The organism is Arthrobacter sp. FW305-BF8 (assembly GCF_021789315.1).
Classification (GTDB): Bacteria; Actinomycetota; Actinomycetes; order Actinomycetales; family Micrococcaceae; genus Arthrobacter.
On sequence record NZ_CP084561.1, the window covers coordinates 2,785,228 to 2,810,292 of the forward strand.

At 67.4% G+C, this 25,065-nt stretch carries 23 protein-coding genes and 2 pseudogenes; 8 read left to right on the top strand and 17 right to left on the bottom strand.

Features of this window, described 5'->3' with window-relative positions:
- Nucleotides 1-51: 51 nt before the first annotated feature.
- The 9 genes from aroC to LFT45_RS12430 all read right to left on the bottom strand — a co-directional run bounded on the left by aroC (nucleotide 52) and on the right by LFT45_RS12430 (nucleotide 10,267).
- The gene (aroC, locus tag LFT45_RS12390; protein WP_236803476.1) at nucleotides 52-1,251 is read right to left on the bottom strand and encodes a chorismate synthase; all 1,200 of its coding nucleotides are present in this window, start codon (nucleotides 1,249-1,251) and stop codon (nucleotides 52-54) included.
- Nucleotides 1,252-1,277: 26 nt separating this feature from the next.
- The gene (locus LFT45_RS12395; RefSeq protein WP_236803477.1) at nucleotides 1,278-2,138 is read right to left on the bottom strand and encodes a shikimate dehydrogenase; all 861 of its coding nucleotides are present in this window, start codon (nucleotides 2,136-2,138) and stop codon (nucleotides 1,278-1,280) included.
- Nucleotides 2,135-3,832 carry an endolytic transglycosylase MltG gene (gene mltG, locus LFT45_RS12400; protein WP_236803478.1) on the bottom strand — a complete coding sequence of 566 codons (1,698 nt, stop codon included), beginning with the start codon at nucleotides 3,830-3,832 and terminating at the stop codon, nucleotides 2,135-2,137. Before mltG ends, LFT45_RS12395 begins: the two co-directional genes overlap by 4 nt.
- Nucleotides 3,829-4,431 carry a Holliday junction resolvase RuvX gene (ruvX, locus tag LFT45_RS12405; protein ID WP_236803479.1) on the bottom strand — a complete coding sequence of 201 codons (603 nt, stop codon included), beginning with the start codon at nucleotides 4,429-4,431 and terminating at the stop codon, nucleotides 3,829-3,831. Before ruvX ends, mltG begins: the two co-directional genes overlap by 4 nt.
- A gap of 6 nt (nucleotides 4,432-4,437) precedes the next feature.
- The gene (alaS, locus tag LFT45_RS12410) at nucleotides 4,438-7,116 is read right to left on the bottom strand and encodes an alanine--tRNA ligase (protein ID WP_236803480.1); all 2,679 of its coding nucleotides are present in this window, start codon (nucleotides 7,114-7,116) and stop codon (nucleotides 4,438-4,440) included.
- Nucleotides 7,117-7,222: 106 nt separating this feature from the next.
- Entirely contained in the window at nucleotides 7,223-7,453 is a 231-nt protein-coding gene (locus LFT45_RS12415) for a DUF6167 family protein (RefSeq protein ID WP_236803481.1), read from the bottom strand.
- Nucleotides 7,454-7,472: 19 nt separating this feature from the next.
- On the bottom strand, nucleotides 7,473-7,847 hold the full coding sequence (locus LFT45_RS12420) for a DUF948 domain-containing protein (RefSeq protein WP_111905421.1): 375 nt from the start codon (nucleotides 7,845-7,847) through the stop codon (nucleotides 7,473-7,475).
- Between the two features lie 145 nt (nucleotides 7,848-7,992).
- Complete coding sequence (gene rpsD / locus LFT45_RS12425; protein WP_190602692.1) at nucleotides 7,993-8,619, bottom strand: 30S ribosomal protein S4; 627 nt, start codon at nucleotides 8,617-8,619, stop codon at nucleotides 7,993-7,995.
- Between the two features lie 169 nt (nucleotides 8,620-8,788).
- Nucleotides 8,789-10,267: a replication-associated recombination protein A gene (locus tag LFT45_RS12430; RefSeq protein WP_236803482.1), complete on the bottom strand. Its 1,479-nt coding sequence runs from the start codon at nucleotides 10,265-10,267 to the stop codon at nucleotides 8,789-8,791.
- A 61-nt stretch (nucleotides 10,268-10,328) separates the two neighbouring features.
- On the opposite strand from LFT45_RS12430, the gene LFT45_RS12435 reads away from it, so the two are divergent.
- A complete protein-coding gene (locus LFT45_RS12435) occupies nucleotides 10,329-11,015 on the top strand; it encodes an acVLRF1 family peptidyl-tRNA hydrolase (RefSeq protein ID WP_236803483.1) in 687 nt (228 codons plus the stop codon).
- A 94-nt stretch (nucleotides 11,016-11,109) separates the two neighbouring features.
- Here the strand turns inward: LFT45_RS12435 and LFT45_RS12440 are convergent, their stop codons facing one another.
- Genes LFT45_RS12440 through LFT45_RS12450 form a run of 3 tightly spaced genes read right to left on the bottom strand, consistent with a single transcriptional unit; the run spans nucleotide 11,110 to nucleotide 13,250 of the window.
- Complete coding sequence (locus LFT45_RS12440; protein WP_236803484.1) at nucleotides 11,110-11,448, bottom strand: 2Fe-2S iron-sulfur cluster-binding protein; 339 nt, start codon at nucleotides 11,446-11,448, stop codon at nucleotides 11,110-11,112.
- A 10-nt stretch (nucleotides 11,449-11,458) separates the two neighbouring features.
- Nucleotides 11,459-12,757, bottom strand: a complete 1,299-nt coding sequence (locus tag LFT45_RS12445) for an NAD(P)/FAD-dependent oxidoreductase (RefSeq protein WP_236803485.1) — start codon at nucleotides 12,755-12,757, stop codon at nucleotides 11,459-11,461.
- Nucleotides 12,750-13,250, bottom strand: coding sequence for a cytochrome P450 (locus LFT45_RS12450; RefSeq protein WP_336885615.1), 501 nt, complete (start codon nucleotides 13,248-13,250; stop codon nucleotides 12,750-12,752). Before LFT45_RS12450 ends, LFT45_RS12445 begins: the two co-directional genes overlap by 8 nt.
- A 284-nt stretch (nucleotides 13,251-13,534) precedes the next feature.
- Here LFT45_RS12450 and LFT45_RS23365 point away from each other — a divergent pair, with 284 nt between their 5' ends.
- Nucleotides 13,535-13,876 carry a hypothetical protein gene (locus tag LFT45_RS23365; RefSeq protein ID WP_336885574.1) on the top strand — a complete coding sequence of 114 codons (342 nt, stop codon included), beginning with the start codon at nucleotides 13,535-13,537 and terminating at the stop codon, nucleotides 13,874-13,876.
- Nucleotides 13,877-14,256: 380 nt separating this feature from the next.
- On the opposite strand, the pseudogene LFT45_RS12455 reads toward LFT45_RS23365, so the two are convergent.
- From LFT45_RS12455 to LFT45_RS12460, 3 genes and pseudogenes are all read right to left on the bottom strand, one after another.
- A pseudogene (locus LFT45_RS12455) lies at nucleotides 14,257-14,772 on the bottom strand (IclR family transcriptional regulator); the annotation flags it as partial.
- 84 nt (nucleotides 14,773-14,856) lie between these two features.
- Nucleotides 14,857-14,976: pseudogene (locus tag LFT45_RS23525) on the bottom strand (IclR family transcriptional regulator); the annotation flags it as partial.
- A gap of 20 nt (nucleotides 14,977-14,996) precedes the next feature.
- Nucleotides 14,997-16,757, bottom strand: coding sequence for an FAD-dependent oxidoreductase (locus tag LFT45_RS12460; RefSeq protein ID WP_236803488.1), 1,761 nt, complete (start codon nucleotides 16,755-16,757; stop codon nucleotides 14,997-14,999).
- 135 nt (nucleotides 16,758-16,892) lie between these two features.
- On the opposite strand from LFT45_RS12460, the gene LFT45_RS12465 reads away from it, so the two are divergent.
- From LFT45_RS12465 to LFT45_RS12490, 6 genes are all read left to right on the top strand, one after another.
- Nucleotides 16,893-17,678, top strand: a complete 786-nt coding sequence (locus LFT45_RS12465; RefSeq protein WP_236803489.1) for an IclR family transcriptional regulator — start codon at nucleotides 16,893-16,895, stop codon at nucleotides 17,676-17,678.
- A gap of 106 nt (nucleotides 17,679-17,784) precedes the next feature.
- Entirely contained in the window at nucleotides 17,785-18,552 is a 768-nt protein-coding gene (locus LFT45_RS12470; RefSeq protein WP_236803490.1) for an SDR family NAD(P)-dependent oxidoreductase, read from the top strand.
- A gap of 68 nt (nucleotides 18,553-18,620) precedes the next feature.
- Nucleotides 18,621-20,303 (top strand): FAD-dependent oxidoreductase, encoded by a 1,683-nt coding sequence (locus tag LFT45_RS12475; RefSeq protein ID WP_236803491.1) that lies wholly within the window; start codon nucleotides 18,621-18,623, stop codon nucleotides 20,301-20,303.
- A gap of 1 nt (nucleotide 20,304) precedes the next feature.
- Nucleotides 20,305-20,634, top strand: coding sequence for a Dabb family protein (locus tag LFT45_RS12480; RefSeq protein ID WP_236803492.1), 330 nt, complete (start codon nucleotides 20,305-20,307; stop codon nucleotides 20,632-20,634).
- A gap of 10 nt (nucleotides 20,635-20,644) precedes the next feature.
- The gene (locus LFT45_RS12485) at nucleotides 20,645-22,057 is read left to right on the top strand and encodes an MFS transporter (RefSeq protein WP_236803493.1); all 1,413 of its coding nucleotides are present in this window, start codon (nucleotides 20,645-20,647) and stop codon (nucleotides 22,055-22,057) included.
- A 10-nt stretch (nucleotides 22,058-22,067) separates the two neighbouring features.
- On the top strand, nucleotides 22,068-22,205 hold the full coding sequence (locus tag LFT45_RS12490) for a hypothetical protein (protein ID WP_236803494.1): 138 nt from the start codon (nucleotides 22,068-22,070) through the stop codon (nucleotides 22,203-22,205).
- A 102-nt stretch (nucleotides 22,206-22,307) separates the two neighbouring features.
- Here LFT45_RS12490 and LFT45_RS12495 read toward each other — a convergent pair whose 3' ends face one another.
- Together LFT45_RS12495 and aspS are read right to left on the bottom strand one after the other, a co-directional pair.
- The gene (locus LFT45_RS12495) at nucleotides 22,308-23,090 is read right to left on the bottom strand and encodes a GNAT family N-acetyltransferase (protein WP_442863626.1); all 783 of its coding nucleotides are present in this window, start codon (nucleotides 23,088-23,090) and stop codon (nucleotides 22,308-22,310) included.
- Between the two features lie 145 nt (nucleotides 23,091-23,235).
- Complete coding sequence (gene aspS / locus LFT45_RS12500; RefSeq protein ID WP_102972354.1) at nucleotides 23,236-25,023, bottom strand: aspartate--tRNA ligase; 1,788 nt, start codon at nucleotides 25,021-25,023, stop codon at nucleotides 23,236-23,238.
- Between the last annotated feature and the right edge of the window lie 42 nt (nucleotides 25,024-25,065).

A 25,065-nucleotide genomic window follows, 5' to 3' on the forward strand; every position in this document is an offset into this window, starting at 1 on the left:
TGAGCACAATGGGCCGGTCCCCTGCGGCGCAGGGTGTCTTGCTCCGGGGCACTAGAGTCCGATCGTATCCAGCGACGCCGGAATGTTCTCGAGGTAGCCCCTGATGTTGCGGGCGGTCTCGGCCACGGAGTCGCCGCCGAACTTTTCGGTCACGGCCTCAGCCAGGACCAGAGCAACCATGGCCTCGGCCACCACGCCGGCGGCCGGAACCGCACAGACGTCCGAGCGCTGGTGGTGGGCCTTGGCCGCCTCGCCGGTGCTGATGTCGATGGTCTTCAGGGCACGCGGCACGGTGGCGATGGGCTTCATGGCGGCGCGGACCCGCAGGACGTCCCCGATGCTCATGCCGCCTTCGATGCCGCCGGCCCGGTTGCTGGTGCGGATGATCCTGCCGTCGGCTTCCTTGACGATCTCGTCGTGGGCGGCGGACCCGCGGCGTGCGGCGGTGAGGAAACCGTCGCCCACCTCAACGCCCTTGATGGCCTGGATGCCCATCAGGGCGGCGGCAAGGCGCGAATCGAGGCGGCGGTCCCAGTGGACGTAGCTGCCGAGTCCCGGGGGCAGTCCGTAGGCAAGAACCTCCACCACGCCGCCGAGGGTTTCGCCTTCCTTGTGGGCGGCGTCCACCTCCGCCACCATGGCGTCGGACGTTTCCCGGTCGAAGCAGCGCAGCGGATCGGCGTCGAGCGCGATCACGTTGTCCGGCACCGGCAGCGGCCGGCCCTCGGGAACGGTCACGCTGGCGATGGAGACGGTGTGGCTGACAAGCTCAATGCCCAGGTGTTTCAGGAACTGTGCGGCAACGGTGCCCATGGCAACACGCGTGGCGGTTTCACGGGCGCTGGCGCGCTCAAGCACGGGACGGGCCTCGTCGAAGCCGTACTTCTGCATGCCGGTAAAGTCCGCGTGTCCCGGGCGCGGCCGGGTCAGCGGGGCGTTGCGGGCCTGTCCCTCGAGTTCCTCGGGGGCTACAGGATCGGCGGACATGATCTGTTCCCACTTGGGCCATTCGGTGTTGCCCACCTGGATGGCGACGGGGCCGCCCTGGGTGATGCCGTGGCGGACACCGCCGAGGATCGTGACGACGTCCTGCTCAAACTTCATCCGTGCCCCGCGGCCGTAGCCGAGCCGCCGGCGGGCAAGGGCATCGGCGATCTGCCCGCTGGTGAGTTCAACACCTGCGGGGACGCCTTCGATAATTCCGACCAGTGCCGGGCCATGGGACTCACCGGCGGTCAACCAACGCAACATAAAAACCATCCTGCCATGTCTGGCGGTCAGGACACCCGCCGGGGTGCCCCGACTGCGTCGCACATCACATCTATGACGCCGGCGCTGCCGGCCTCTGCCAGGCCGGTGAAATGCCGGACCTGCTCCACCGCCTGGTAGAGCAGCATCTCAAGGCCGGGAACCACTGTTCCGCCGCCGGCGTGCCACGCGGCGGCAATCCGACTGGGCCAGGGATCGTAGGCGACGTCCAGCATGACGCCGTCAGTGCGCCGCCCGAGCGCCTCCAGCTCTGTGGCCATCCCGTCGGCCGCCCGCGGCGGCAGCGTGGAGATTACGACGCCGGCGCCCGCCATCGCGTCGACCGCACCTTCGAGGGAATGGACGGTGATGTCCATGCCGAGCCCGCTGGCTGCGGCCTTGGCCTCTTCGGCCCGGGCGGTGTTCCGGACATACAGGTCCACGGACACCGCGCCAAGCTCCTGCAGGGCAGCCACTGCCGCGGCGGCGGTGCCGCCGCCGCCAAGAATGACGCCCGAGGGTCCGTCGGCGGCGCCGGCGTTGCGGAGGGCGTTGACTATCCCAGCAACGTCGGTGTTGTAGCCGATCCGCCTGGTGGCCTCCCCGGCACCTTCGAACACCACGGTGTTGATGACGCCCAGGACCTGGGCCACTCCCCGGACCTCGTCCACCTCGGAGACCATGGCCTTCTTCAGCGGCATGGTGACGGACAATCCCCGCCAGCCGGCCTCGGCGCGGATGGAGTCCATGAACGCCGGCAGTGACTCTTCAGTCACATCAATGGCGCTGTAGCCGATGTCCGCGCCCAGCCGCGCGTAAGCGGCAAGGTGGAGCGCCGGTGACTTCGAATGGCCGATGGGGTGCCCCAGGACGGCTGCCCGCAGGCTCATACGCAGCGGCCCGGGTTGGCCTCGCACCAGGCGTTGTACTGCTCGACGTAGCCGTTGTGCTCGGCCAGCGTCTTGGAGAACTTCGTCTCCTTGGTGTCGAGGTTGATGGTCACCCAGTACAGGTAATCGTTGTCGTTCGGCTTGGCGGCCGCGTCGATGGCATTCTTGCCCGGCGATCCGATCGGCCCGGCGGGCAGGCCCTGGATGGCGTACGTGTTGTACGGGTTGGACTTGTCTGCCTTCTCGGCCTCGTCGATGTGGAACGTCTTCTTGCCCAGGCCGTACGTCACTGTGGCGTCCGATTGAATCAGGCCATTCGTTTCGGTGTTGGTGGGCTTCAGCCGGTTGTAGATGGCGCCGGCGACGTCCTTGTACTCGGCCTGGCCGCCCTCAGCCTGCACGATGCTGGCAACGGTGACGGCGTCGTACTGCTTGGCGGGATCCGTGACGCCCTGTGCCTTCAGTTCATCCTGGGTGGTCTTCACCAGCTTGGTGAGGATCTCCCTGGCGGTGGTTTCCAGCGGAAAACGGTACTCCCCCGGCGCCAGGAACCCTTCCAGGTTCTTTGCCTTCGCGGGCAGTCCGAACTGCTTGGGCGCGTCACTGAGTGCCTTCAGCTGCGCCAGCGAAAGACCGGACCCCTCCGAGATCGCCTGCAGGGATTCATCAATCCGCAGGCCCGCGTTGAGGGCGAAGTACATGACCTTCGCCTGTCCCTCGTTGAGAAGTACGGAGACGGCGTCGGAGTTCTTCATTTCCTGTTTAAAGTCGTACTCCCCCGGCGACAGGGTACCGCCGGATGCGGTCAGGGCTGCTATGAAGGTTTCGGCGTTGGCCACCACCTTCGCGTCTTCGAGCTTGGCAGCAACAGACACCGGACCTTCGCCCGGATCGACCGACACCTTGACCTGGCCGGTGCCGGGACCTGGGAAGTCGCCCGGCTTGTCGTTCCCCAGCAGCGGCTTCAGGAACTGCGCACCGACAACGGTGGCGGTGACGAACAGCGTGAGCGTCAGCAGCAGCGCCACAAGGCGGCGCCGGCGCCGGACTTTCTTGGATGGCCGGGCCACCGTGGCTACGTCTTGGGCGCCGGCCAAGAGCTGGTGCCCCGCGGCCTGTTGCTCGTAGTGCTCATGCTCCTCGTAAGTTTCGTGGTGCTCGTCGTAGTGGTGGCCATCCTCGTAAAGGTGGCCGGGCTCGAACTCGGCATGGTGGCCCTGCGCGAATTCGGCGAAGTGCGGCGCATCTTCCGACTGGGCGACGTGGACCTCCGACTGGGCGTCGTGGACCTCGGGCCCAGCGTCCGCATCCGCGACGGGATCGTGGATGGTGGGCGGAACCGGCGGAGCGTCTGGAACCTCATCGGGTGAAAGAGGCTCGGCAGCAGGAACCGGCTTCGCCGCCGGAGCAGCCGGCATGGCCGCCGTCCGGGGGGCGTTCGAACCGGAAACCGGGGCCGGAGCGGAGACTGAAGCGGAAGCCCCGGTCCGCTGTGCGGCTCCCGCTCCAGCGTGCACCTCTTCGCCGGACTCGTGGGCCTGCTCGGGCACGGCATCGCCGGACTCGTAGGCCTGCTCGGGCACGGCATCGCCGGTGACGGCCTTCTCGCGGGCGCGGATCTCCTTGCGTGTCAGGGGCAGTCCGGCGTCCGTGAAGGGGTCGCCGGAGGAGTCGTCGCTATTGACCGGGCTCACTGTAGCTTTCCATCCTCTGAAGATCGTGTTTCCTTTTCCGGAGACGGCCGTGCAGCAGTTTCTGTTGCGGCGGCGTGTCCGGGCAGCCCCGTACGGGGAAGCGCGTGCACACGGCTCCCCACATCCGTTCCCCTGGCTTTTTGCATGTCGATGGCGTGCTGCAATATTCCCGCAGCCGCAACCTGATCCACCACTTTACGGTGATTTTTGCTGCTCATGCCAGCTTCGTGAAGGTTGCGGTGGGCCGTGACGGTGCTGAGCCGTTCGTCAACCAGGTGTACCGGGACGTCCGAACCGGATCGCTCCAGCTCTTCAACCAGCAGCTGTGCGTACTCGGTGGCCATCCGGGCTGAGGCGTGTTCCTCGCCTTTCATGGTCCGCGGCAGGCCCACAAATATCTGCACGGCTCCCCGGTCCGCCGCCAGCGCGGCGATGATCCGGACGTCCAAATTCTTCTTGGCATTGCGGTCCAGTGTCTTCAGCGGTGTGGCCAGGATCTCGTCCCGGTCACAGATGGCGACGCCAACGCGGACGGTCCCCACGTCCACCCCCAGTTTGATGCCCCGGGGGTGGACGTGCGGCTCAGCGGAAGAAGTCACGGTTTGTTAGCGCCTGGTGATTGAATCAACGACGGCGGACAGTGCGGCGCCCACCTTGGAGGCGTCGGTGCCGCCGCCCTGCGCCACGTCGTCCTTGCCGCCACCGCCGCCGCCGAGGATCCCGGCAGCGAGCCGGACCAGCGCGCCGGCCTTGACTCCGGCTTCACGGGCGGCTTCGTTGGTGGCCACCAGGATGACCGGGCGGTCGTTGCTGACGCCGGCCACGGCAACCGTGGCGGCGTCGGAGCCGAGCCGGCTGCGCAGGTCCAGGGCCAGACCGCGGATGTCGTCGGCACCGCTGACCTGGCCGGCGTCGTGCGCGATAACCCGGACGCCAGCGGCGTCCACGGCGGTTCCGGCGAGCTGGGCAGCAGCGGCCGCGAGCTGTTCCTTGCGGAGCCGCTCGAGTTCCTTTTCCGTGGCCTTCAGCTTGGTGAGGGTCGCGGAGATGCGGTCCGCCAGCTGCCCGGAGGGCACCTTGAGCATCTCGGTGAGTTCGGTCACGAGGGCGCGTTCGGCGGCCAGATGCCGGAAGGCGTCCATGCCGACGAAGGCCTCGACGCGGCGGTTTCCGGATCCGACGGACTGTTCGCCGAGCAGGGACAGGCTGCCGATCAGGGAAGTGTTGGACACATGGGTGCCGCCGCACAGCTCGCGGGACCACGCGCCGTCGATCTCCACAACCCGGACCTCGCTGCCGTAGTTCTCGCCGAACAGCGCCATGGCACCGAGGGCCTTGGCCTCGGCGAGGCCCATGACCTTGGTCTCCACGTGGAAGTTGTTGCGGATGGCGAGGTTGGAGACTTCCTCGACCTCGGACTTGGTGGCGGCGCTCAGTCCTTCACCCCAGGCGAAGTCGAACCGGAGGTACCCGGCCTTGTTGAACGAACCGCGCTGGGTGGCCTGCGGGCCGAGAATCTGGTGCAGCGCCGCGTGCACAATGTGCGTTCCGGTGTGCGCCTGCTGTGCAGCGTGGCGCCGTTCGCGGTCCACCGCGGCACGGACCAGTGCGTCAGAAGCGATCTCGCCTTCGCGGACGATGGCCTTGTGCACGCTTAGGCCCTTGATCGGACGCTGGACGTCCAGTACCTCGACGACGAATCCGTCACCGGTGATGAGGCCGGTGTCGGCTGCCTGGCCGCCAGCCTCAGCGTAGAACGGAGTCTCGGCGAGCACCAGTTCGATTTCGTCGCCGGTGGCTGCCTGGGACACCTTGCTGCCGGCGCTGAGGATGCCGCGGACCCGGGATTCGCCCTCGAGGTCGGTGTAGCCCGTAAAGACGGTTTCGCCTTCTGCCAGGAGTTCCTGGAAGGCGGAGAGGTCGGCATGGCCGCCCTTCTTGCCCTTGGCGTCGGCCTGGGCGCGCTGGCGCTGCTCGAGCATGAGCTTGCGGAACTCGGGCTCGTCCACCTTCAGGCCGGCTTCCTCGGCCATTTCGAGCGTCAGGTCGATGGGGAAGCCGTAGGTGTCGTGCAGCGCGAACGCGTCGGCGCCGGACAGGGAACGCCCGGCAGCTTTCGATTCCTTGACGGCATCCTCAAGGCGGGCAGTGCCGGAGGCGATGGTGCGCAGGAACGCCTTCTCTTCGGCGTAGGCGATCCGGCTGATGCGGTCGAAGTCCGTGTCCACGATGGGGTACACGCCCTTCATGGCGTCGCGCGAGGCGGGCAGCAGGTCCGGCAGGCAGGCCTGTTCCACGCCCAGCAGGCGCATGGAGCGGACCGCGCGGCGGATGAGGCGCCGCAGCACGTAGCCGCGGCCTTCGTTGGAGGGCGTGACGCCGTCGGCGATGAGCATCAGGGAGGACCGGATGTGGTCGGCAACAACGCGCATGCGGACGTCGTCGGTGTGGTGCGGGTCGTCCTCCGTCTCGGCGGAGGTGTATTCCCTGCCCGAGAGCTTGGCGGCCATGTCGATGACCGGGCGCACCTGGTCGGTCTCGTACATGTTCTCGACGTCCTGCAGGATCATGGCGAGGCGTTCCATGCCCAGGCCCGTGTCGATGTTTTTCTTGGGCAGTTCGCCCATGATGTCGAACTCGACCTTCGAGCGGACGTTGTCGATCTGGTACTGCATGAACACGAGGTTCCAGATCTCCACGTACCGGTTCTCGTCGGCAATGGGTCCGCCCTCGGCGCCGTAGGCGGGGCCGCGGTCGTAGTAGATCTCCGAGCAGGGGCCGGCCGGGCCGGGCTGGCCGGTGGACCAGTAGTTGTCCGACTTGCCCATGCGCTGGATGCGCTCGGCGGGGACTCCGGTGTTCTTGAGCCAGAGTTCCTCGGCCTCATCGTCCTCTTCGTACACGGTCACCCACAGCAGCTCCGGCGGAAGGCCGTATCCGCCGTCGGCGACGCTCGTGGTGAGCAGCTCCCACGCGAACTTGATGGCGTCTTCCTTGAAGTAGTCCCCGAAGGAGAAGTTGCCGCACATCTGGAAGAAGGTGCCGTGGCGGGCGGTTTTGCCCACTTCCTCAATGTCACCGGTGCGGATGCACTTCTGGACGCTGGTGGCCCGGGAGTAGGGCGGTTCCTCGCGTGCGGTCAGGTACGGGATGAACGGAACCATGCCGGCAACCGTGAACAGCAGGGAGGGGTCGCTGGAGACCAGCGATGCGGAGGGAACCGCCGTGTGGCCTTTGCTGACGAAAAAATCCACCCAGCGCTTTGTGATCTCCTGCGACTTCATGAGCTGATTACTTACCCTTCTTGGTTCACGCATGCTGGCGCGTGAGAGTTTGATTCAAAGGCAGTCCCGGTGTCGGACGGCACTGCAGGTTTTAATTCTCGCGCGTTTAGCGGCGGGCGAGGTCCTGGGATTCAACACCCAGCGCGGTGCGAAGGTCCGTTTCCCGTTCGCGCATGCCGGCGCGGACGGCGTCGGCGAAGTCGTACACGCCGTCGGCGAGCCGGCCCACGGCCCGGTTCAGGCCCTCGGGCCCGAGCGCGGACTGCGCCTCGGTGACCTTGCGGAACGCGATGACCCCGATGGCCACGCCGATTCCCATCCAGACAAGTCGTTTCATTTCAGTTCTCCGGGTGGGCTTAGCGGCTGCGGCGGCCGGTGGCGGGCTTCTTGCGGGCGGCGAACGCGGAGCGGACGCCGTAGCTGAACGCGGCCACCTTGATCAGCGGCGAGCCGACGGTTGCGGCCACGAGGGAGGACAGCGCGGAGATGTTCGCTGAGGCGTCCGAAACGTTGGACGCAATGCCGTCCACCTTCTTCAGTTGCTGGTTGGTGGTGGAGACCGTTGCGGTGACCTCGTCCATGAGCGGGGTGGCGCCGTCGCTGATGGAGCGGATGGATGTCCGCACCTCGTCGAACACCCGCCCCAGCTTGAGGATGGGCACAGCAAGCAACAGGACCAGGAGCGCAAATACCCCGGCCGCGATCAGGCCGGCAATATCGCCACCAGACATAGACGTTCATCTCCTTGAAACTCCGTGGAACCGTACGGGGCGCGCGGCGGCAAAAGTAGTGGAGCCGCAAATGTCCCCCAAGTACCTTACATACAAAGAAGCCCGCGGCGCTTGCCACGGGCTTCTTTGGATACGCTGCCGGAATTTAGCGTGCGTAGAATTCGACGACGAGCTGCTCTTCGCAGGTCACGGGGACCTCGGAGCGCTTCGGGCGGCGAACCAGGCGGGCCTGCAGGGCGTCCAGCTTGACGTCCAGGTAAGCCGGCACGGCGGGCAGGACGTCGCGGTGTGCGCCGGCTGCTGCAACCTGGAGCGGGACCATGGTCTCGCTGCGGCTGTGTACGTGGACGAGCTGGCCTTCACCGACGCGGAACGACGGGCGGTCAACGCGGATGCCGTCAACCAGGATGTGGCGGTGCACAACCAGCTGGCGGGCCTGGGCGATGGTGCGGGCGAAGCCTGCACGCAGCACGAGGGCGTCGAGACGCATTTCGAGCAGTTCGATCAGGTTTTCACCGGTCAGGCCCTTGGTGCGGCGTGCTTCTTCGAAGGCACGGGTCATCTGGGCTTCGCGGATGCCGTACTGGGCGCGCAGACGCTGCTTTTCGCGCAGACGTACGGCGTAGTCGGAGTCCTGCTTCTTGCGGGCACGGCCATGCTCGCCGGGGCCGTACGGACGGCGCTCCATGTACTTGGCGGCCTTGGGGGTCAGAGCGATGCCGAGTGCACGCGAGAGGCGTGCGGTACGGCGAGCACGAGTGTTGTTAGCCACTTGTGTCCTTCCAATATCTGCGGTGTGTCAGTGTTACTGGCCTCCAAGATGGAGAGCATCGGCCAACCGCTGCCTTTTGCTACTGGGCGCAGGGCATAACCTCATCAACGTGAATTGGTGGGATTGTGCGTCCGAGCCTTGCCAGACAAGGATCAATCTTACCAGAACCTCACTGGCCCCGGACAATCTTCCGGAGGCGCTCAAGCCGGACGGCGATGTCCCGCTCCGCGCCGTTGGCCGTGGGCTCGTAGTAGTCGCGGCCCACGAGGTCGTCCGGCGGATACTGCTGGGCGGCCACCGAATGCGGCGCATCATGGGCGTACTTGTAGCCCACCCCGTGGCCGAGCTGCTTGGACCCGGGATAATGCGCATCGCGCAGGTGCGCCGGGATGCCGTTGCCCAGTCCTGCCCGCACGTCTGCGATGGCCTTGTTGATGCCCATGTAGGCCGCGTTGGACTTCGGCGCTGTGGCTAGGTGGACCACGGCCTCGGCGAGGACGATGCGGCCCTCTGGCATTCCGATGAGCTGCACGGCCTGCGCCGCGGCCACGGCGGTCTGCAGGGCGGTCGGATCCGCCATGCCCACGTCCTCCGCGGCCGAGATCACGATCCGCCGGGCCACGAAGCGCGGGTCCTCCCCCGCTTCCAGCATCCGCGCCAGGTAGTGCAGTGCTGCGTCAACGTCTGACCCGCGGATGGACTTGATGAACGCGCTGGCCACGTCATAGTGCTGGTCCCCTGCGCGGTCGTAGCGGACTGCTGCGGCGTCCAGGGCACGCTCGGTGTGCCGCAGTTCCACGGTGACCGGCTGGCCCGGCACATCTGCAGCAGTGTCACCTTCCGCCGCAACTGAACTGTCGACGTCGTCCGCGTCACCGAACGCAACGCCGGCGGCGGCTTCCAGCGCCGTCAGCGCCCGGCGGGCGTCCCCGCCGGAAAGCCTGACGAGATGTTCCAGTGCCTCGTCGCTGAGCCGGACGTCGTTGTTCAACCCGCGGGGATCCTCAACGGCCCGCACCAGCAGGCCCTCGATGTCCGCGTCGGTGAGCGGCTTGAGCGTCAGGAGCAGGGAGCGGGAGAGCAGCGGCGACACCACCGAAAACGACGGGTTCTCCGTGGTGGCCGCCACCAGCACCACCCAGCCCTTTTCGACGCCGGGCAGCAACGCATCCTGCTGTGCCTTGTTGAAGCGGTGGATCTCGTCGAGGAACAGGACGGTGGTGGTCTTGTACAGGTCACGGGCGGTCAGGGCGTCGTCCATGACGCGGCGGACATCCTTGACGCCGGCGGTGATGGCGGACAGTTCCACGAATTTGCGCCCGGGACCCCGCGCGATCACGTGGGCCAGCGTGGTCTTCCCGGTGCCCGGCGGCCCCCACAGGATGAGCGAGCTGGGGCCGGCCGGCCCGGCGGCTTCGGCCCCGGCTGCCAGCTGCCGCAGCGGGGAACCCTGGCCCAGCAGATGCTGCTGGCCCACCACCTCGTCCACCGTGCGGGGACGCATCCGGACGGCCAGCGGGCCGCGCGGCTGGGTGGAACGGGCCTGCGCGGAACGGGCCTGGCCGGACCGGGACTGGGCCGATTCGGCGGCGTCGTCGTTGTCGCCGTCGTCGCTGTCCTGTAACGCCGAACCAAAGAGATCATCCACATAGATAGGCTACTTCCAGAATCAGCAGGAAAAATCCGGCCACGAAAGCGGGGAATCGGGAATGCCAGGCAGCCGTCCGGAACAGGGACATGCAGTGCGAGGACGGGCAGCGTCCACGAGGACTGCGTTCGTCCCCGGCCCGCGGCTGGCCGGCTGGGTTGAACGGTTCGCCGCCAGCCACGGTGACCTCGGCTATGAGGACCACGACGACGGCGTACGGCTGGCTGCCGCGGACGGCGCCACCGCGCTGCTGGTGGCGCCGTGGCCCGACGACGGGCGGCCGGGGCGGGGATCCCGCCTCGTGGAACGGCTGGCTTCCCTGGCATCCCAGCCGCGCACGGTGGGCCTGCTGCTGGTCCGCCGCGGAGGGTATGGCGTGGCCGTGGCCAGCGAGGGGGTCATCCTCGCTGCCAAAACCGGTTCCAAGTATGTGCAGTCCCGCACCGCCGCGGGCGGCCAGTCGCAGCAGCGGTTCGCCCGGCGCCGCGGCAACCAGGCGGACGCCATGGTGGAGGCCGTGGCGGAGCAGGCGCGGCTGATCTTTGGCGGCCAGGTCTTCGAATACATCCTCCCGGGCGGCGACCGCGGCCTGGCTGACGAGGTCCTGGCCATGCCTGCCCTGAAGCCCTGGGCAGGCCTGCCGCGCCTGGCCTACCTTGATGTTCCCGATCCCCGGGCCGCCGTCCTGAAGAAGGCCGCGGCGGACGCCTGCGCGGTGCGGGTAACAGTGACGGACCCGCCCGCTTAGTGCAGCTCCCTCTCGCCGTTTCGACGGTTCCCCGCCCGTTAGACGTTGCGGAACGTCGTGTGCGCGGGGAACCGTCGTATCGGCCGGGACGCGGCTACTCTTCGGGTGCCAGCGTCACGGTGACCCCGTTGAGGTCCCGGCTGAAGCCCACCTGGCAGGAGAGCCGCGAGCCGCATTCCCGGTAACCGTCGGCCTCCACGAGCAGCTCGAGTTCGTCCTCGCTGCGTTCCCCCAGGGTGCCGAAGACGTCCTGCTCCAGGAACACGTGGCAGGTGGCACAGGAGGCGGTGCCGCCGCACGATGCCAGCACGGGCAGGTCGTTGTCCCGGAGGGCCTCCATCATGCTCTGGTCCGGCTCCCATTCAAGGTCATGGGTGGCGCCTTCGCGGTCGACGACGGTCAGTGCGTTGTTGCTCATGCTGGTGTTGCTCATGTCGGTTTCCTTAGGATCGTGCTGCTGCAAGGTCAGCATCGGAGTGGTTGGGTGTGCCGGAAATGGCTCCGGCGAGGGGGATGACGGGGTCCGCGGCCAGCACCGGGTCGATGCGGGCTCCTTGGGCGATCAGCCGCTTGGCCGTGCGGAAGTCGGCCAGGTTGGCGATGGTGTCGACGGCGGCGAGCCGGCCGTCGCGGAGGTAGACCACGGAGAATTTGCCGCCGGAGGCTTCGCCGCGGACTATTACCTGGTCCTCGGGATGGCGGACGCCTGCGGTCTGCAGCCGGACACCGTGCTGGACGGTCCAGAACCAAGGGATTTCCAGTTCAGCGGGTGCCTGGCCGGTGATGTGCGCGGCCACCCGGTCCGCCCGTGCCAGCGCGTTCTGGATGCATTCGAGCCGCTGGCTGGCGCCGTCGATGGGACTGGTGAAGCGCGTGACGTCCCCGCTGGCGTAGACCGCGGGATCGGAAGTCCGGCCGTCCCCGTCCACGAGGATGCCGTCCCGGCAGTCGATGCCGGCGTCCTCGGCAAGCTCCTGATTGGGCAGGACGCCGATGCCGGCGAGTACGACGTCGGCAGGAAAGACTGTGCTGTCGGCGACGGTCACGCGTTCGGCCCGTTGTCCGCCGTCGATCGACGTTACCGCGGCGCCGAAGACGAACCGGACCCCGTGCCGCTCGTGGAGCTGTTCGAAGTGGCGCGAGACGGGGACTGAGGTTACCCGGCTCATCACCCGGTTCTGGAATTCGAGCACTGTGACCTCGCAGCCCTTCGCGGCCGCAGCCGCGGCCACTTCCAGGCCGATGTACCCGGCACCGATGATGGCCACGCGGGCTCCCGGAACCAGCAGCCGCTTGAGTTCGAGGGCGTCGTCCCGGGTGCGTAGGGACCTGACTCCCGCAAGACCGGCACCTGGCACGGTGAGGGGCCGCGCCCGCGAACCTGTGGCGATGACCAGCCGGTGGTAGGCCTGCCGCGTCCCGTCGGACAGCAGCACTGTCCGGCCGTCCCTGTCGATGGACTCCGCGGTGACCCCGGAGAGCCGGTCGATGCCCTTGTCCGCGTAGAACTTCTCCTTGCGGAGCACGGCTGAGTCATCCGGGGCGCCGTCCTTCAGGAGTTCCTTGGAGAGCGGCGGCCGCTCGTAGGGCAGTTCGTTCTCCGCGTCGATGAGCAGGATGCTGCCTTCCCAGCCGCGGGTGCGGAGCCCTGCGGCGACAGCGACGCCGGAGTGTCCCGAACCGACGATGACCACCGGGTCCTGGGTCAATGCCGGTGCTATGGTGCCTGTCCCGCTACGCATTGGTCTCCTCCAGCATCACGTGGAGGTGCTCCGGGCCCGAGTTCGTCAGGTTGTTGCCGCGCACGTACTCGATGGGCTTGTCCGGATCCAATGTGAGCGATCCCAGCTTCTCGGCGAGAAGCTTCACCGTCACCAGCACCTCAAGCCTGGCAAGGGGCGCACCGAGGCAGCTGTGGACGCCGTGCCCGAAGCCGAGGTGGCCGTCAGTGTTGCGGTCGATGTCGAAGCGCTCGCCGTCGGGATACTTGCTGCTGTCCCGGTTCGCGGCGGCGGGCAGCAGGCGGACAATGGCGCCGGCGGGAATCGTCACCCCGGCAACCTCCACCTCCTCCGTGGTGATCCGGCTGGCCCGCTGAACGGTGCCTCGGTAGCGGGCCAGCTCCTCGACGAAGAGGGTTCGCGTCATCCGGATTCCGGCGGATCCGGTCCAGCAGGTCCGGCTGCTCGCTGAAGACCCGGAACGCGTTGGCCAGCAGGATGGTGGTGGTGTCATGGCCGGCGACGAAGACAAAGGCGCAGAGCTCTTTGGCTTCCTTCTCGCTGAGCAGGCCTTCCTTCCACATGCGGGCGATGTGCCCGCCGACGGAGTCGCTCTCCTCGCGGTGCAGGCGCTCCATGGTCTCCTTCAAGTAGGCAAAGAACTCGAAGGTGCTCTGCTCGTCGGTGCCTGTCCCCTGGGCGTTGCGGGCCAGCCGGCCGAAGTAGCTAAAGGTTTCGTCGGACCAGAACTTCATCTTCTCGAAGTCCTCGGCCGGAACGTCGAGCAGGGCGCTGATCGTGGACATGCTCAGCGGGATGGCGTACTCATCCACCGCGTCCCCGCCTGCGGCGGCGAGCATCGGTGCCAGGTACTTTTCGGCGTTCTCCCGCACCCGGTCCTCGAAGCGGGCGATGGCCTTGGGGATGAAGGCCTGCGCCACCACCTGGCGGAGCCGGGTGTGGTTGGGGGCGTCGAACAGCGTCAGGAAGGTCAGCGGGACCGGGTCCACAACCTGGGAGGAGAACACTTTCGGTGCCCGCATGGCCCGGCGGACGTCGTCGTACCGGGAGATGAACCAGACATCCGAAACGGGCGAATGGGCACGGAGTATGGGCGCGTTTTCGCGCATCCACTGGTAGTGGCGGTAAGGATCCCCCTGCGTCCCGTCGTCCACCACTTTGAAGGGCGCCATGCCCCCGGGCCAGTCCAGTTCATGCGAATACGGGGGCAGGCCGGCACTTTCGCCTGCGCTGGCGTCCCTGCTTTCGACGGAGGCGACGTGCGTGGAGACCGGGGGTGTTGCTGTCATTGGGCAAGACATCATCGTCCTTCTTTCCGGTTGGCTTCGGCATGATCCGATGTGATCCGCCTCTCACTCCACAGTGCGGGATGCGCCGTGGCCGCCCCCACAGGTCTTCCGTTCATCGGTTGCGAAAGTCTGCCTGCCATTCGGTCTGGGCGGCTTTCAGCTGGGCCGGCCTTCAGGCTGGGCGGATTTCAGCGCGCGGGAGATCCCGTGCGCAGCAGTCAGCAGGGCGGGGACGATCAGCGGAACAGCCGCGTCCTGCCGCGGCACGATGGCGTTGAGCGCCGCAGTTATCGTGTTGCCGGGCCCGAAGACGGGCACGGCGATGCCCGTCCACTCGGTGACGCCAATGCCGGGCAGGGCCACGTAGCCGCGCTGCCTGATCTCGGCCAGGTGCTTGCGGATGAGGGCAGGGTCGGTGATGGTTTCGGAGGTCACGGCCGTTAGGGGCTGTGCGAGCACCTGGGCCTGAACGGTGGGCGGCGAGAACGCCAGGAGTACCAGGCCGGACGAGGCCGCGTGGATGGGCATCCGCTGTGCAATGTGGGCTGCATCCAGGCCGGAGTGCGGCGAGGAGAGGCGCTCCACGTACAGCACGGTGCCGTGGTCCAGCACGGCGAGGGTGGTGTGCTGGTGGACGGCTGCCTGGACGTCCTCCATGAACGGCAGCGCCAGCTCACGAAGGTTCAGTGCACGGGAGCCCCGGGCGGCGAGCTCCCACATCCGCATCCCGGAGCACAGGTTCCCGTCAGGCAGCCGCTCAATCAGGCCGTGGAGGACCAGGTCATCCACGAGCCGGTGCGCGGTGGTCAGCGGGAGGCCGGCGCGGCGGGCGAGGCCGGAGAGCGTCATGGCCGGCAGGTCCCGGTCGAAGGCGCTCATGAGCCGTACCACGCGGCTGATCACGGATTCCCCCGAGGGAGAGTTGGCCATGGCGGTCTCCGGCCCGGCGCCTAGCGGCCCGCCACGTTGGCCGGCCGCGTCGCGTTCCGCGCCCCGGTGCGCGCCACGTTCCGCTCCCCGGCAAGCCTGGCAATGTCCCGTCCGGCACGGTAGCCGAACACCAGGGCCGGGCCGATGTGGGAGCCGTAGCCGGGGTATCCGCCGCCGAAGACGCTCACCGCGGCCGTGCCCACGGCCAGGAGCCCCGGAACTACCGATCCCTCAGCCGTGACCACTTCGGAGTGTTCGTTGACGCCGAGGCCGGCGAAGGTGCCAAGATCGCCCATCTGGATCTTCGCCGCGTAGTACGGGCCCTTGCCCACCGGTGCGAGGTTCGGGTTCGGCTGGTGCTCAAGGTCGCCCCGGAAGTGGTTGTACTGGGTGGAGCCGCGGCCGAAGGCCGGGTCCTCGCCGCGCTCCGCGGCCGGGTTGAATTCAGCGACGGTGGCTTCCAGGCCCGCGGCATCGATGCCGAGCTTGCCGGCCAGCTCAGCAAGCGTGTTCCCCTTGACCAGGTAACCGGTCCGGTAGAAGTAGCCGCGCGGCATCGGCCAGGGCTTGGCATAGCCGATGCCGTATTTATGCATCGTTTTCGCGTCGCCGATCACGTAGCCGAAGGTCCTGTCCTCGTCCTTGTTGTGCTCGATCATGGCCCCGCCGAAGTCGTGGTAGCTCAGGGCCTCGTTGCCGAAGCGCCTGCCGTGTCGGTCGATGGCGATAAGCCCTGGCAGGCCGATGGCCCGCAGATGCGGGAAGAGCCGCTGTTCGCCGCTGAGGTACCTGAACACGGTCACGGGTGCCCAGGAGCCAACGCTGAACACGGAATCGTCGATGTAACCGCCGGCGCCCATCGCCAGGGTGGCGGCGTCACCGCCGTGTCCGACGGTGGGCGTGAAGTGGTCGTCGCCGCCGGCGTCGTGCGGGAAATACCGCTGCCGCAGTTCCCTGTTCCCGGAGAATCCGCCGGCGGCGAGGATGACGCCGGCCCGGGCTGTGACGGTGACGGCGTGCTCTCCCCCGATGACCGCACCGGTGACGGTCCCGGCGTCGTCCCTGGTGAGGGACAGCGCCGGTGAGGACTTCCACAGCCGGACGCCCAAGTCGTCGGCGCTCTTGACCATGCGGGTCATCAGGGCGTTGCCGTTGGAGCGCAGGACCGGACGCTTGTAGCGGGCGGCGTCGGCCCAGGTGCGCAGCAGTTTCTTCGCGACATAGATGAAGGATTTGACCGACTGGTTCACGTGGAAGAACTCGTTGATGTCCGGCCCCACCTGCGGCATGTAGCCGAAGACGGTGTACGAACTCATGTACGGCTGCATCAGGAGCCGCTTGTCGCCGAGCACCCGTGCGTCCACGTCCTGCGGCAGGATGGCCCGGCCGGAGAGCCTCGCCCCGGGCAGGTCCATCTGGTAGTCCGGGGCCTTCTCAGGGTAGGTGAACTTCACGTCGGTTTCGTTTTCGAAGAAGGAGATCGCTTCAGGCACGGTGTCCAGGAAGTTCCGAACTCCTGTCTCGTTGAACGTCTCCGGCGCCAGGTTCAACAGGTAAGTCTCGGCGTCCTCGCGGGTATCACCCTGTGCAAGGCCTTGCTTGTTGCCGGGGACCCAGGCCCAGCCCGCGGAAATGGCGGTGGTTCCGCCAAAGTACTGTTCCTTTTCCGCGACGATAACGCTCAATCCCTGCGAAGCCGCCTTCAAGGCCGCGGCCATCCCGGCCACGCCCGATCCGATGACGAGGACGTCACAGACCGCCGTGTTTACGGTTTCCGTCATGGTTCCTGCTCCGTTCTGCCTGCTGGCCACACCTTTGCGGCGGCAGGCGTTGACTGACAAACCCCCAGTAGAACCGGAAGCACGGCCGCCCGGGAGGAGGATTACCATTGAGCGGGAATCGACACAGGAGGAACAGTGGCCAACTCCGCATCCGGCGAGTCGATCATCGGCCGCTTCGTGAAGATCGTGAGCGCCTTCGATGACCGGCACCCCGCCATGAGCGTTGCCGAGCTCGGGCGCCGCACCGGCCTGCCGGTGACCACCACCTACCGGCTGGTGAGCGACCTGCTGCTCGAGCGGCTGCTGGAACGCGAGCCCGGCGGGGACGTCCACATCGGCACCCGGATGTGGGAACTGGCTTCCCGGGGCTCCAAGATGCTGGGCCTGCGTGAGGCCGCACTGCCGTTCATGGAGGACGTCCAGGCCGTGGTGCAGCACTCCACCACGCTGGGCATCCTCGATTCGGACGAGGTCCTGTACATCGAGCGGCTCGGCTCGGACAAGACCATCGTGGATATCACCAAGATCGCCGGCAGGCTGCCGGTCCACGCCACATCCTCGGGCCTGGTGCTGCTGGCCCACTCCCCCGCCGCGTACCAGGACGCCTTCCTGGCCCGGCCCCTGATGAAGTTCACCGAGACCACCCTGACCGAGCCAGCCGCGCTCCGGCGCCACCTGGCCGAGATCCGGCAGCGCGGCTTCGCTGCCATGCCCGGGGTGATCGTGCCGGAGTCCAGCGGCATCGCCGTGCCGGTATTCGGCCCCGACAATACAGTCCGCGCAGCGCTCAGCGTGGTGGTGCCGCGCAACGAGGAGAACGCCCCTGCCCGGGTGCCCGTCCTGATGGCCGCGGCGCGCGGAATCTCCCGTGCCCTGGGCTGGCGGGGCGAACTGAAGGGGACGCTCAGGCAAAGCCACTGAAAGCAGGTTTTGCCATTCATCGGCAATCGTGTGGTTCTGCTCACAGGTCCCCTGCCACGCTGGCTGGGAAGCAGCGACGAGGCTGCAGGATCACGAGGAGCACCACATGAATCCCATCCAAAACCGCGTGGCCGGAAAGACCGCCATTGTCACCGGAGGCCGCGGAGACCTGGGCAGCGCAACCGCCGCCCTCCTTGCCGAACACGGCGCGAAGGTAGCCAGCCTGGACGTTGCCGGCATCCCCGCCGCCGCCGCCGCTGCACACGACAACATCAGTGAGTACGACGTCGACGTCACCAGCGAGGCCAGCGTCGCCGAGGCCATCCGCCGGGTCCGCGACGAACTGGGCACCCCGGACATCCTGGTCAACGCCGCCGGCATCATCGGCCCGGCAGGAGCCTCCCACACCGCCTCGACGGCCGACTTCGACACGATTTTCAACGTCAACGTCAAGGGCGTCTGGCTGATGACCAAGCACGTGGTCCCCGGCATGATCGAAAAAGGCACCGGCAGCATCGTCAACTTCTCCTCCATCCACGGCCTCACCGGTGGCCGGAACGTTCCGCTGTACCACGCCACCAAGGGGGCAGTGCGGCTTCTGAGCAAGTCGGACGCCGCGGCCTATGGCGGCTACGGCATCCGGGTCAACTCCATCCATCCGGGATCCATGAACACCAGGATGAGCCGACGCTCTGCGGAGCAGTCGGACATCGGTCCCGAGGCCTACTACAAGCAGCTGGTGGGCTCCAACCCGTTGCCCCGCCAGGGCGAACCGGATGAGATCGCGTACGGCGTGCTCTACCTGGCCTCGGACGAGTCGCGCTTCACCACAGGTTCAGAGCTCGTCATCGACGGCGGCTACACGGCCGTCTGACGCCCCCAACTCAGCAGCGCCCCACCTGCAGCAGCACCCATCATCTTCCTTTTGAAAGGCAACACCCCATGAAATTCGTCAACGGCACCTCCGCGGACACGTACGACGTCGTCGTCGTCGGTTCCGGTGCGGGAGCCCTCACCGCAGCGGCCACCGCCGCCCGGGCCGGCAAGTCCGTCGTCGTCCTCGAAAAGAGTGACCTCCTGGGCGGGACCTCCGCCGTGTCCGGGGGCATGCTGTGGGTGGCGGACAACCACCACGCACGGAACGCCGGGATCACCGATTCCAAGGCAGCGGCCGGGGAGTATGTGCGGGCCGTCGCCCGCGGCAGGGGCCGCGAGGAACTGCTGGACGCTGCCCTGAACTACGGCGACCAGATGCTCCGGTTCGTCGAGGCGGAGTGCGGCGTCCGCTTCATCTTCCTCGACAACTTCCCCGATTACCGGCAGGATCTCCCCGGTGCAGTGACGGGCGGCCGGACGGTGGAGCCCGAGCTGTTCAACAGCAAGGAAGCCCTGGGCGACCTCAAGGAACACGTGCGCAGTGACGGCCGCGCCCCGTTCACCATGCAGGAATACGAGGAGTGGGGCGCCTTCACCAAGTTCCCGTGGGACGACCTGGCCGGCCGCCAGGACGACGGTCTCGTGGCCAAGGGACAGGCCCTCGTGTCCATGCTGCTCGCCAGCCTGGTCGGCGACAATGCCACACTCATCACCGGGGCACGCGGGCACCGCCTGCTCACCCACGGCGGCCGGGTGACCGGCGTCGAACTGGAAACCGGCGAGGCCTTCCATGCCCGCGACGGCGTGGTGCTCGCGACGGGCGGCTTCGAATGGGACAAGGCCCTGGCCGACTCGATGCTCGCTTCCCGGCTCTACACCATGTGCTCGCCGCCTTCGAACACCGGCGACGGGCTGCGGATGTCGCAGCGCATCGGCGGCCAGACCCGCGGCACCCGCGAAGCCTGGTGGGCGCCGATGTCCGTCACCGGCGACACCCGCGACGGGCAGGCGATCGGCACCCTGCTGCGGTTCGAACGCCAGGGTCCGGGTTCGATCATGGTGAACCGGCACGGCCGCCGCTTCGCCAACGAGTCGCAGAACTACAACGACCTTGCCCGCAGCCTGCAGTCCTGGGACTCCGCTGCCAACTGCACGCTGAACACCCCGGCGCACGTCATCGTGGACCACCGATACCTTGAGCGCTACGGCATCCTTGCCCACCGCGAGGGCCAGCCGACGCCGGATTACCTGATCGAGGCGCCCACGCTGGCTGAACTCGCCGCGAAGATCAACGTCCCCGCGGAAAACCTGGAAGCCACAGTGGCCCGGTTCAACGGGTTCGCGGCCAACGGCGAGGACCCCGACTTCGGCCGCGGCGAAAGCGCCTACGACAAGTACTGGGGCGACGCAGACTGCCCGTGGCCGAATCCCTCGCTGGGTCCGCTCGAGTCCGGGCCCTTCTACGCGCTGGAGGTGGTGAACGGCGCCTTCGGCACCAATGGCGGCGTGGCCACCGACGGGTCAGCCCGCGTGCTCGACGTCGACAACCGCCCCATCCCGGGCCTGTTCGCCGCCGGCAATACCACGGAAAACGCCTACGCGGCAGGCTACCCCGGAGCCGGCGCCACCCTCGGACCCATCATGACCATGGGCTACCTCGCCGGCCGCACCCTTGCCGGCCAGTCCCTGGAGTACCGGTCCCCCGACGACAGCACTGCCCAGCCGGCAGCGGAACTGGTGGAGGCCTGAGATGATCCGCCACACCGTGCTCTTCCAGTTCAAGCCCGGCTTCCCGCCGGCCGACCGGCAGACCTGGATTGACGGGCTCAACAACATGGCCGGAAAGATCCCCGGCATGCTCAGCCTCAGCCACGGGCCGGACGTCCTCAACACCGAACGCTCCTTCGACTACGCCATCGTGGCCGATTTTGAAAGCGTCGAGGACATCGCCGTCTACAACACGCACCCCCTCCACGAGCCGCTGAAGGCGTACTCGTTCCCCAACAGCCGGCAAATCCTCGCGGTGGACTTCCACCTCCCGGACACCACGCCGGCGCCCGCTGAGACAACGCAGTCTTAAGGAGATTCCTGTGACCACTACCCCATCACCGCAGGTTCCGCGCCAGGTTCCCCAGCAGGCCCCGCGGAAAACGCCGCGCAAGGCTGCCCTTGCGTCGTTCCTCGGCAGCACGCTGGAGTACTACGACTTCTTCATCTACGGCACCGCCGCCGCACTCGTGTTCCCCCACCTGTTCTTCCCCTCCGCGGACCCGGCCATCGGGCTGATCGGCGCCTTCGCCACCTTCGGTGTCGCGTACGTGGCGAGGCCCGTTGGCGGCCTGGTGATGGGCCACTTTGGCGACAAGCTCGGCCGCAAGAAGATCCTGCTGCTGACGCTCGGCATCATGGGCCTGGCGTCGCTCGGCATCGGCTTCCTGCCCACCTATGAACAGTTGGGCGTCTGGGCCCCCATCCTGCTGGTGGCGGGCCGGCTGGCACAGGGCTTCTCCGCCGGCGCGGAATCGGCGGGCGCCTCCACCCTGACGCTGGAACACTCGCCCGAAGGCAGGCGCGGGTTCTTCACCAGCTTCGTGATGACGGGGTACGCCTCCGGCATGGTGCTGGCCACCCTGGTCTTCATCCCGGTTACGTCACTGCCCCGGGAAGCCATGATGAGCTGGGGCTGGCGCGTCCCGTTCTGGCTCTCCATCGTGGTCCTCGCCATCGCCTACTGGGTCCGCACGCACCTGGATGAAACACCGGTCTTCGAGGAGGCCCAGGAACGCCGCCAGGTGGCCCCGATGCCCATCAAGGAAGTGCTCCGCTTCCAGGCCGCGGATGTGCTGCGCGTGGCCGGAATGTCCATCATGTCCGTGATGCAGACCATCTTCACGGTCTTCGGACTGGCCTACGCCACTTCCGGCGCCGGATTTGACCGGGCATCGATCCTCACGGTGAACGCCGTGGCCATCGGCCTGTCCATGTTCGCCATGCCGCTGGCGGCCAGGCTGTCCGATCGGATCGGCCGCCGCCCCCTCCTGCTGACCGCCGCGATCGGCTGCTCCACCACGATCTTCCTGTACTTTCTGGCGCTCTCCTCCGGCAACATCGTGCTGGTCTTCCTTGCCGCATTCCTGAACATGACGGTGCTGTACTCGGGCTTCAACGGAGTCTGGCCGGCGTTCTTCGCCGAACAGTTCGCAGCGCCCGTCCGCTACTCCGGCATGGCGCTGGGCAACCAGTTCGGCCTGGTCCTCGCCGGCTTTGGCCCGATGATCGCCGGGCTGCTGCTGGCCCCCGGAGCCTGGGGCTGGGTGCCCGTGGCCGTGTTCGGCACCGTCTGCATGCTCATTGCCGCCGGATCCGCGTTCTGGTCAAGAGAGACTGCCGCCACACCCATTGCGGAGCTCGGAGGACCATACCTGGAAGGCACCGCTCGCCGGCGGCAGGCCGAGGCAGCAAGGCAAATACCGCCGCGGCAGCCGTCCGTCGATGTGCGCTAACCTGCGCGCCATGAACGCCCACGACAACGAAGGCGCCGACGCGTCCGCTTCCGAGCCGGCGCTTGCGGCACCCACACAAGCGGTCGAGGCCGGAGAGCTGGTCACGGCCCCGTGGATGGGCCTGCACTACCTGCCCGAAGGCCCGTAGCACCCCGCAGCTTCCGCTCCGTTTCGACGGTTCCCTGCCCACACGACGTTGCGCAACGTCGTGTGCACGGGGAACCGTCGTATCGGCGGGTGGAGGCACAGCTCAGCAGCCGATCAGCGATCGCCGCGGCCGCTCCTGCCGGTAGTAATAGCGGGACACTTCACGGAAACCTGCCCGGCTGTAGAGCTCCCGGGCAGCGGTGTTCGACGCCATCACCAGCAGCCAGTAGCCCGCCAGCCCACGCTCCGAACCCGCATGGACCAGGGCCTGCTGGATCCGGGTGGCGTGGCCGCGGCGGCGGGAGTCCGGCTTGGTGGCCATGCAGTACAGGCCACCCCAGCTGCCTGCCGCGCCGGGACCAGCAGCCCCGTTGGGATCAGCAGTCCAGCCGTGAACAACGGCAAGGCGTCCGACGGCGGCCGGCCCGCCGTCGTCGTCCCTCACCAGTGCGTACAGCGCCGGGCAGCCGGTGAGAATCCCACGGGCAATCTCCAGCTCCGCGGCGCCGCCGCGGCCGTCCACGGACCACCACAGGTCCAGCCATTCCGCTGAGGGACGCTCCGAGATTTCGACGCCGAGACTTACCGGAAGACTGCCCTGCGGCTCCGCAGGCCGGGACATGACCAGTGTTTCCGACTGCCTGGTGTAGCCCAGGCTGTCCAGCACGGCATTCAGCGGGGCGGCGCCGTCGTGGTCGAAGATCTGGTAGATCGCCGGTAACCGCCGCTGCCGGTACCAGGAAACGGCGTCCCGGACAGCGGCGGCGTCGTCTGCGGCAGCCACCCGCGGCCAGACTGAGTTCGCCCGCTGCGTTACACCACCGGCGGCTCGGAGAACCCACTGGCCGGTGTCGTGACGTTCGGGCGCGGGCCAGGCGGCATCCATCAGCGCTTCCAGACCGGACAACACTTCCACCCGGGTATCCTCCATCCGCCGCAACCGCGCAGTAAAGAGCAGCTGTGCACTAAAGAGCAAGAGCTCCCCGTTTCCGGGGAGCTCTTGCTGCGTTCAGCCAACCAGCCTGTTGAGGCTAGTCCGCCTTCTTCTCTTCGGGCTTCTTGGCCTCGGGCTTGAAGTCGACGCCGGCCTCCTTGCGCTGCTGCCCGGTGATGGGCGCCGGGGCGTCGGTCAGCGGGTCGTGGCCGCCGCCGGACTTCGGGAAGGCGATGACGTCGCGGATCGAGTCCACGCCTGCCAGCAGCGCCACCACGCGGTCCCAGCCGAAGGCGATGCCGCCGTGCGGCGGGGCGCCGTACTTGAAGCCCTCCAGCAGGAAGCCGAACTTCGTCTGGGCATCGGCCTTGTCCAGGCCCATAAGCTCAAAGACGCGCTCCTGGACTTCGCGTTCGTGGATACGGATGGATCCGCCACCGATCTCGTTGCCGTTGCACACGATGTCGTAGGCGTAGGACAGCGCGGACTCCGGGTCCTGGTCAAAGCTGTCCAGGAACTCCGGCTTCGGCGAGGTGAAGGCGTGGTGCACTGCGGTCCACTTGCCTGTACCGACGGCCACATCACCCGACGCCACCGCGGCAGCGGCGGGTTCGAACATGGGGGCGTCGACCACCCAGCAGAAAGCCCACGCGCTGGGGTCGATCAGGCCGGTGCGGTGCCCGATCTCAACGCGGGCAGCGCCCAGCAGCGCACGGGACGGGGTCTTCTCGCCGGCGGCGAAGAAGATGCAGTCGCCGGGCTTGGCGCCAACGGCGTCGGCCAGGCCGGCGCGTTCGGTCTCCGTGAGGTTCTTGGCGACGGGACCCGCGAGCTCGCCGTCCTCCTTGTAGAGGACGTAGGCCAGGCCCTTGGCGCCGCGCTGCTTGGCCCACTCCTGCCAGGCATCGAGTGCACGGCGGGCCTGTGAGGCACCGCCGGGCATAACGACGGCGCCGACGTAGGGAGCCTTGAAGACGCCGAAGTTGGTGTCCTTGAAGAACTCGGTCAGCTCGGTCAGCTCCTGGCCGAACCGCAGGTCGGGCTTGTCCGACCCGAACCGGGCCATGGCATCGGCGTAGGTGATGCGCTGGATCGGCGTCGGGATCTCGACGTCGATCAGGTTCCAGACGGCCTTAACGATGTTCTCGCCGAGCCGGATGATGTCGTCCTGCTCGACGAAGCTGGCCTCGATGTCGAGCTGGGTGAACTCGGGCTGGCGGTCGGCGCGGAAGTCCTCATCGCGGTAGCAGCGGGCGATCTGGTAGTACTTCTCGAAGCCGCCCACCTGCAGGAGCTGCTTGAACAGCTGCGGCGACTGCGGCAGCGCGTACCAGGAACCCGGCGCCAGGCGGGCCGGGACCAGGAAGTCACGGGCGCCTTCCGGCGTCGAACGCGTCAGGGTCGGCGTCTCGATTTCGACGAAGCCTTCGTCGTGCAGCAGGTCGCGGGCCACGCGGTTGGCCTCGGACCGGAGTCGGATGTTGCGGCTGGGGCCGGGGCGGCGCAGGTCCAGGTAGCGGTGCTTGAGCCGGGCTTCCTCCCCCACTTCCACATGCTCATCGATCTGGAAGGGCAGCGCGTCGGCGGTGTTGAGGATGACCACCTTGTCCGCCATGACCTCCACCTCGCCCGTAGCCAGGGCAGCGTTCTCGTTGCCTTCCGGGCGTTTGGAGACCGTACCGGTCACCTGGAGCACGTATTCGTTGCGCAGCCCGTGGAAGACCTCTTCCTCACGGACCACCACCTGCGCCACGCCGGAGGCGTCACGCAGATCGACGAATGCGACACCACCGTGATCACGACGGCGGCCAACCCAGCCTGCCAGGGTTACGGTTTGTCCAATGTGCTCGGAACGAAGGGATCCGAGGTCATGTGTGCGCAGCACAGCATTCCTTTCAGAAGGAAGACAGAATGAAGTTTAAAGGCG

Coding starts and splice junctions, on each gene's coding strand:
- aroC (WP_236803476.1), bottom strand. CDS start 1,251: ATGTTGCGTTGGTTGACCGCCGGTGAGTCCCATGGCCCGGCACTGGTC.
- LFT45_RS12395 (WP_236803477.1), bottom strand. CDS start 2,138: ATGAGCCTGCGGGCAGCCGTCCTGGGGCACCCCATCGGCCATTCGAAG.
- alaS (WP_236803480.1), bottom strand. CDS start 7,116: ATGAAGTCGCAGGAGATCACAAAGCGCTGGGTGGATTTTTTCGTCAGC.
- LFT45_RS12415 (WP_236803481.1), bottom strand. CDS start 7,453: ATGAAACGACTTGTCTGGATGGGAATCGGCGTGGCCATCGGGGTCATC.
- LFT45_RS12420 (WP_111905421.1), bottom strand. CDS start 7,847: ATGTCTGGTGGCGATATTGCCGGCCTGATCGCGGCCGGGGTATTTGCG.
- LFT45_RS12435 (WP_236803483.1), top strand. CDS start 10,329: ATGCCAGGCAGCCGTCCGGAACAGGGACATGCAGTGCGAGGACGGGCA.
- LFT45_RS12440 (WP_236803484.1), bottom strand. CDS start 11,448: ATGAGCAACACCAGCATGAGCAACAACGCACTGACCGTCGTCGACCGC.
- LFT45_RS12445 (WP_236803485.1), bottom strand. CDS start 12,757: ATGCGTAGCGGGACAGGCACCATAGCACCGGCATTGACCCAGGACCCG.
- LFT45_RS12450 (WP_336885615.1), bottom strand. CDS start 13,250: ATGACACCACCACCATCCTGCTGGCCAACGCGTTCCGGGTCTTCAGCG.
- LFT45_RS12460 (WP_236803488.1), bottom strand. CDS start 16,757: ATGACGGAAACCGTAAACACGGCGGTCTGTGACGTCCTCGTCATCGGA.
- LFT45_RS12470 (WP_236803490.1), top strand. CDS start 17,785: ATGAATCCCATCCAAAACCGCGTGGCCGGAAAGACCGCCATTGTCACC.
- LFT45_RS12475 (WP_236803491.1), top strand. CDS start 18,621: ATGAAATTCGTCAACGGCACCTCCGCGGACACGTACGACGTCGTCGTC.
- LFT45_RS12480 (WP_236803492.1), top strand. CDS start 20,305: ATGATCCGCCACACCGTGCTCTTCCAGTTCAAGCCCGGCTTCCCGCCG.
- LFT45_RS12490 (WP_236803494.1), top strand. CDS start 22,068: ATGAACGCCCACGACAACGAAGGCGCCGACGCGTCCGCTTCCGAGCCG.
- LFT45_RS12495 (WP_442863626.1), bottom strand. CDS start 23,090: ATGGATGCCGCCTGGCCCGCGCCCGAACGTCACGACACCGGCCAGTGG.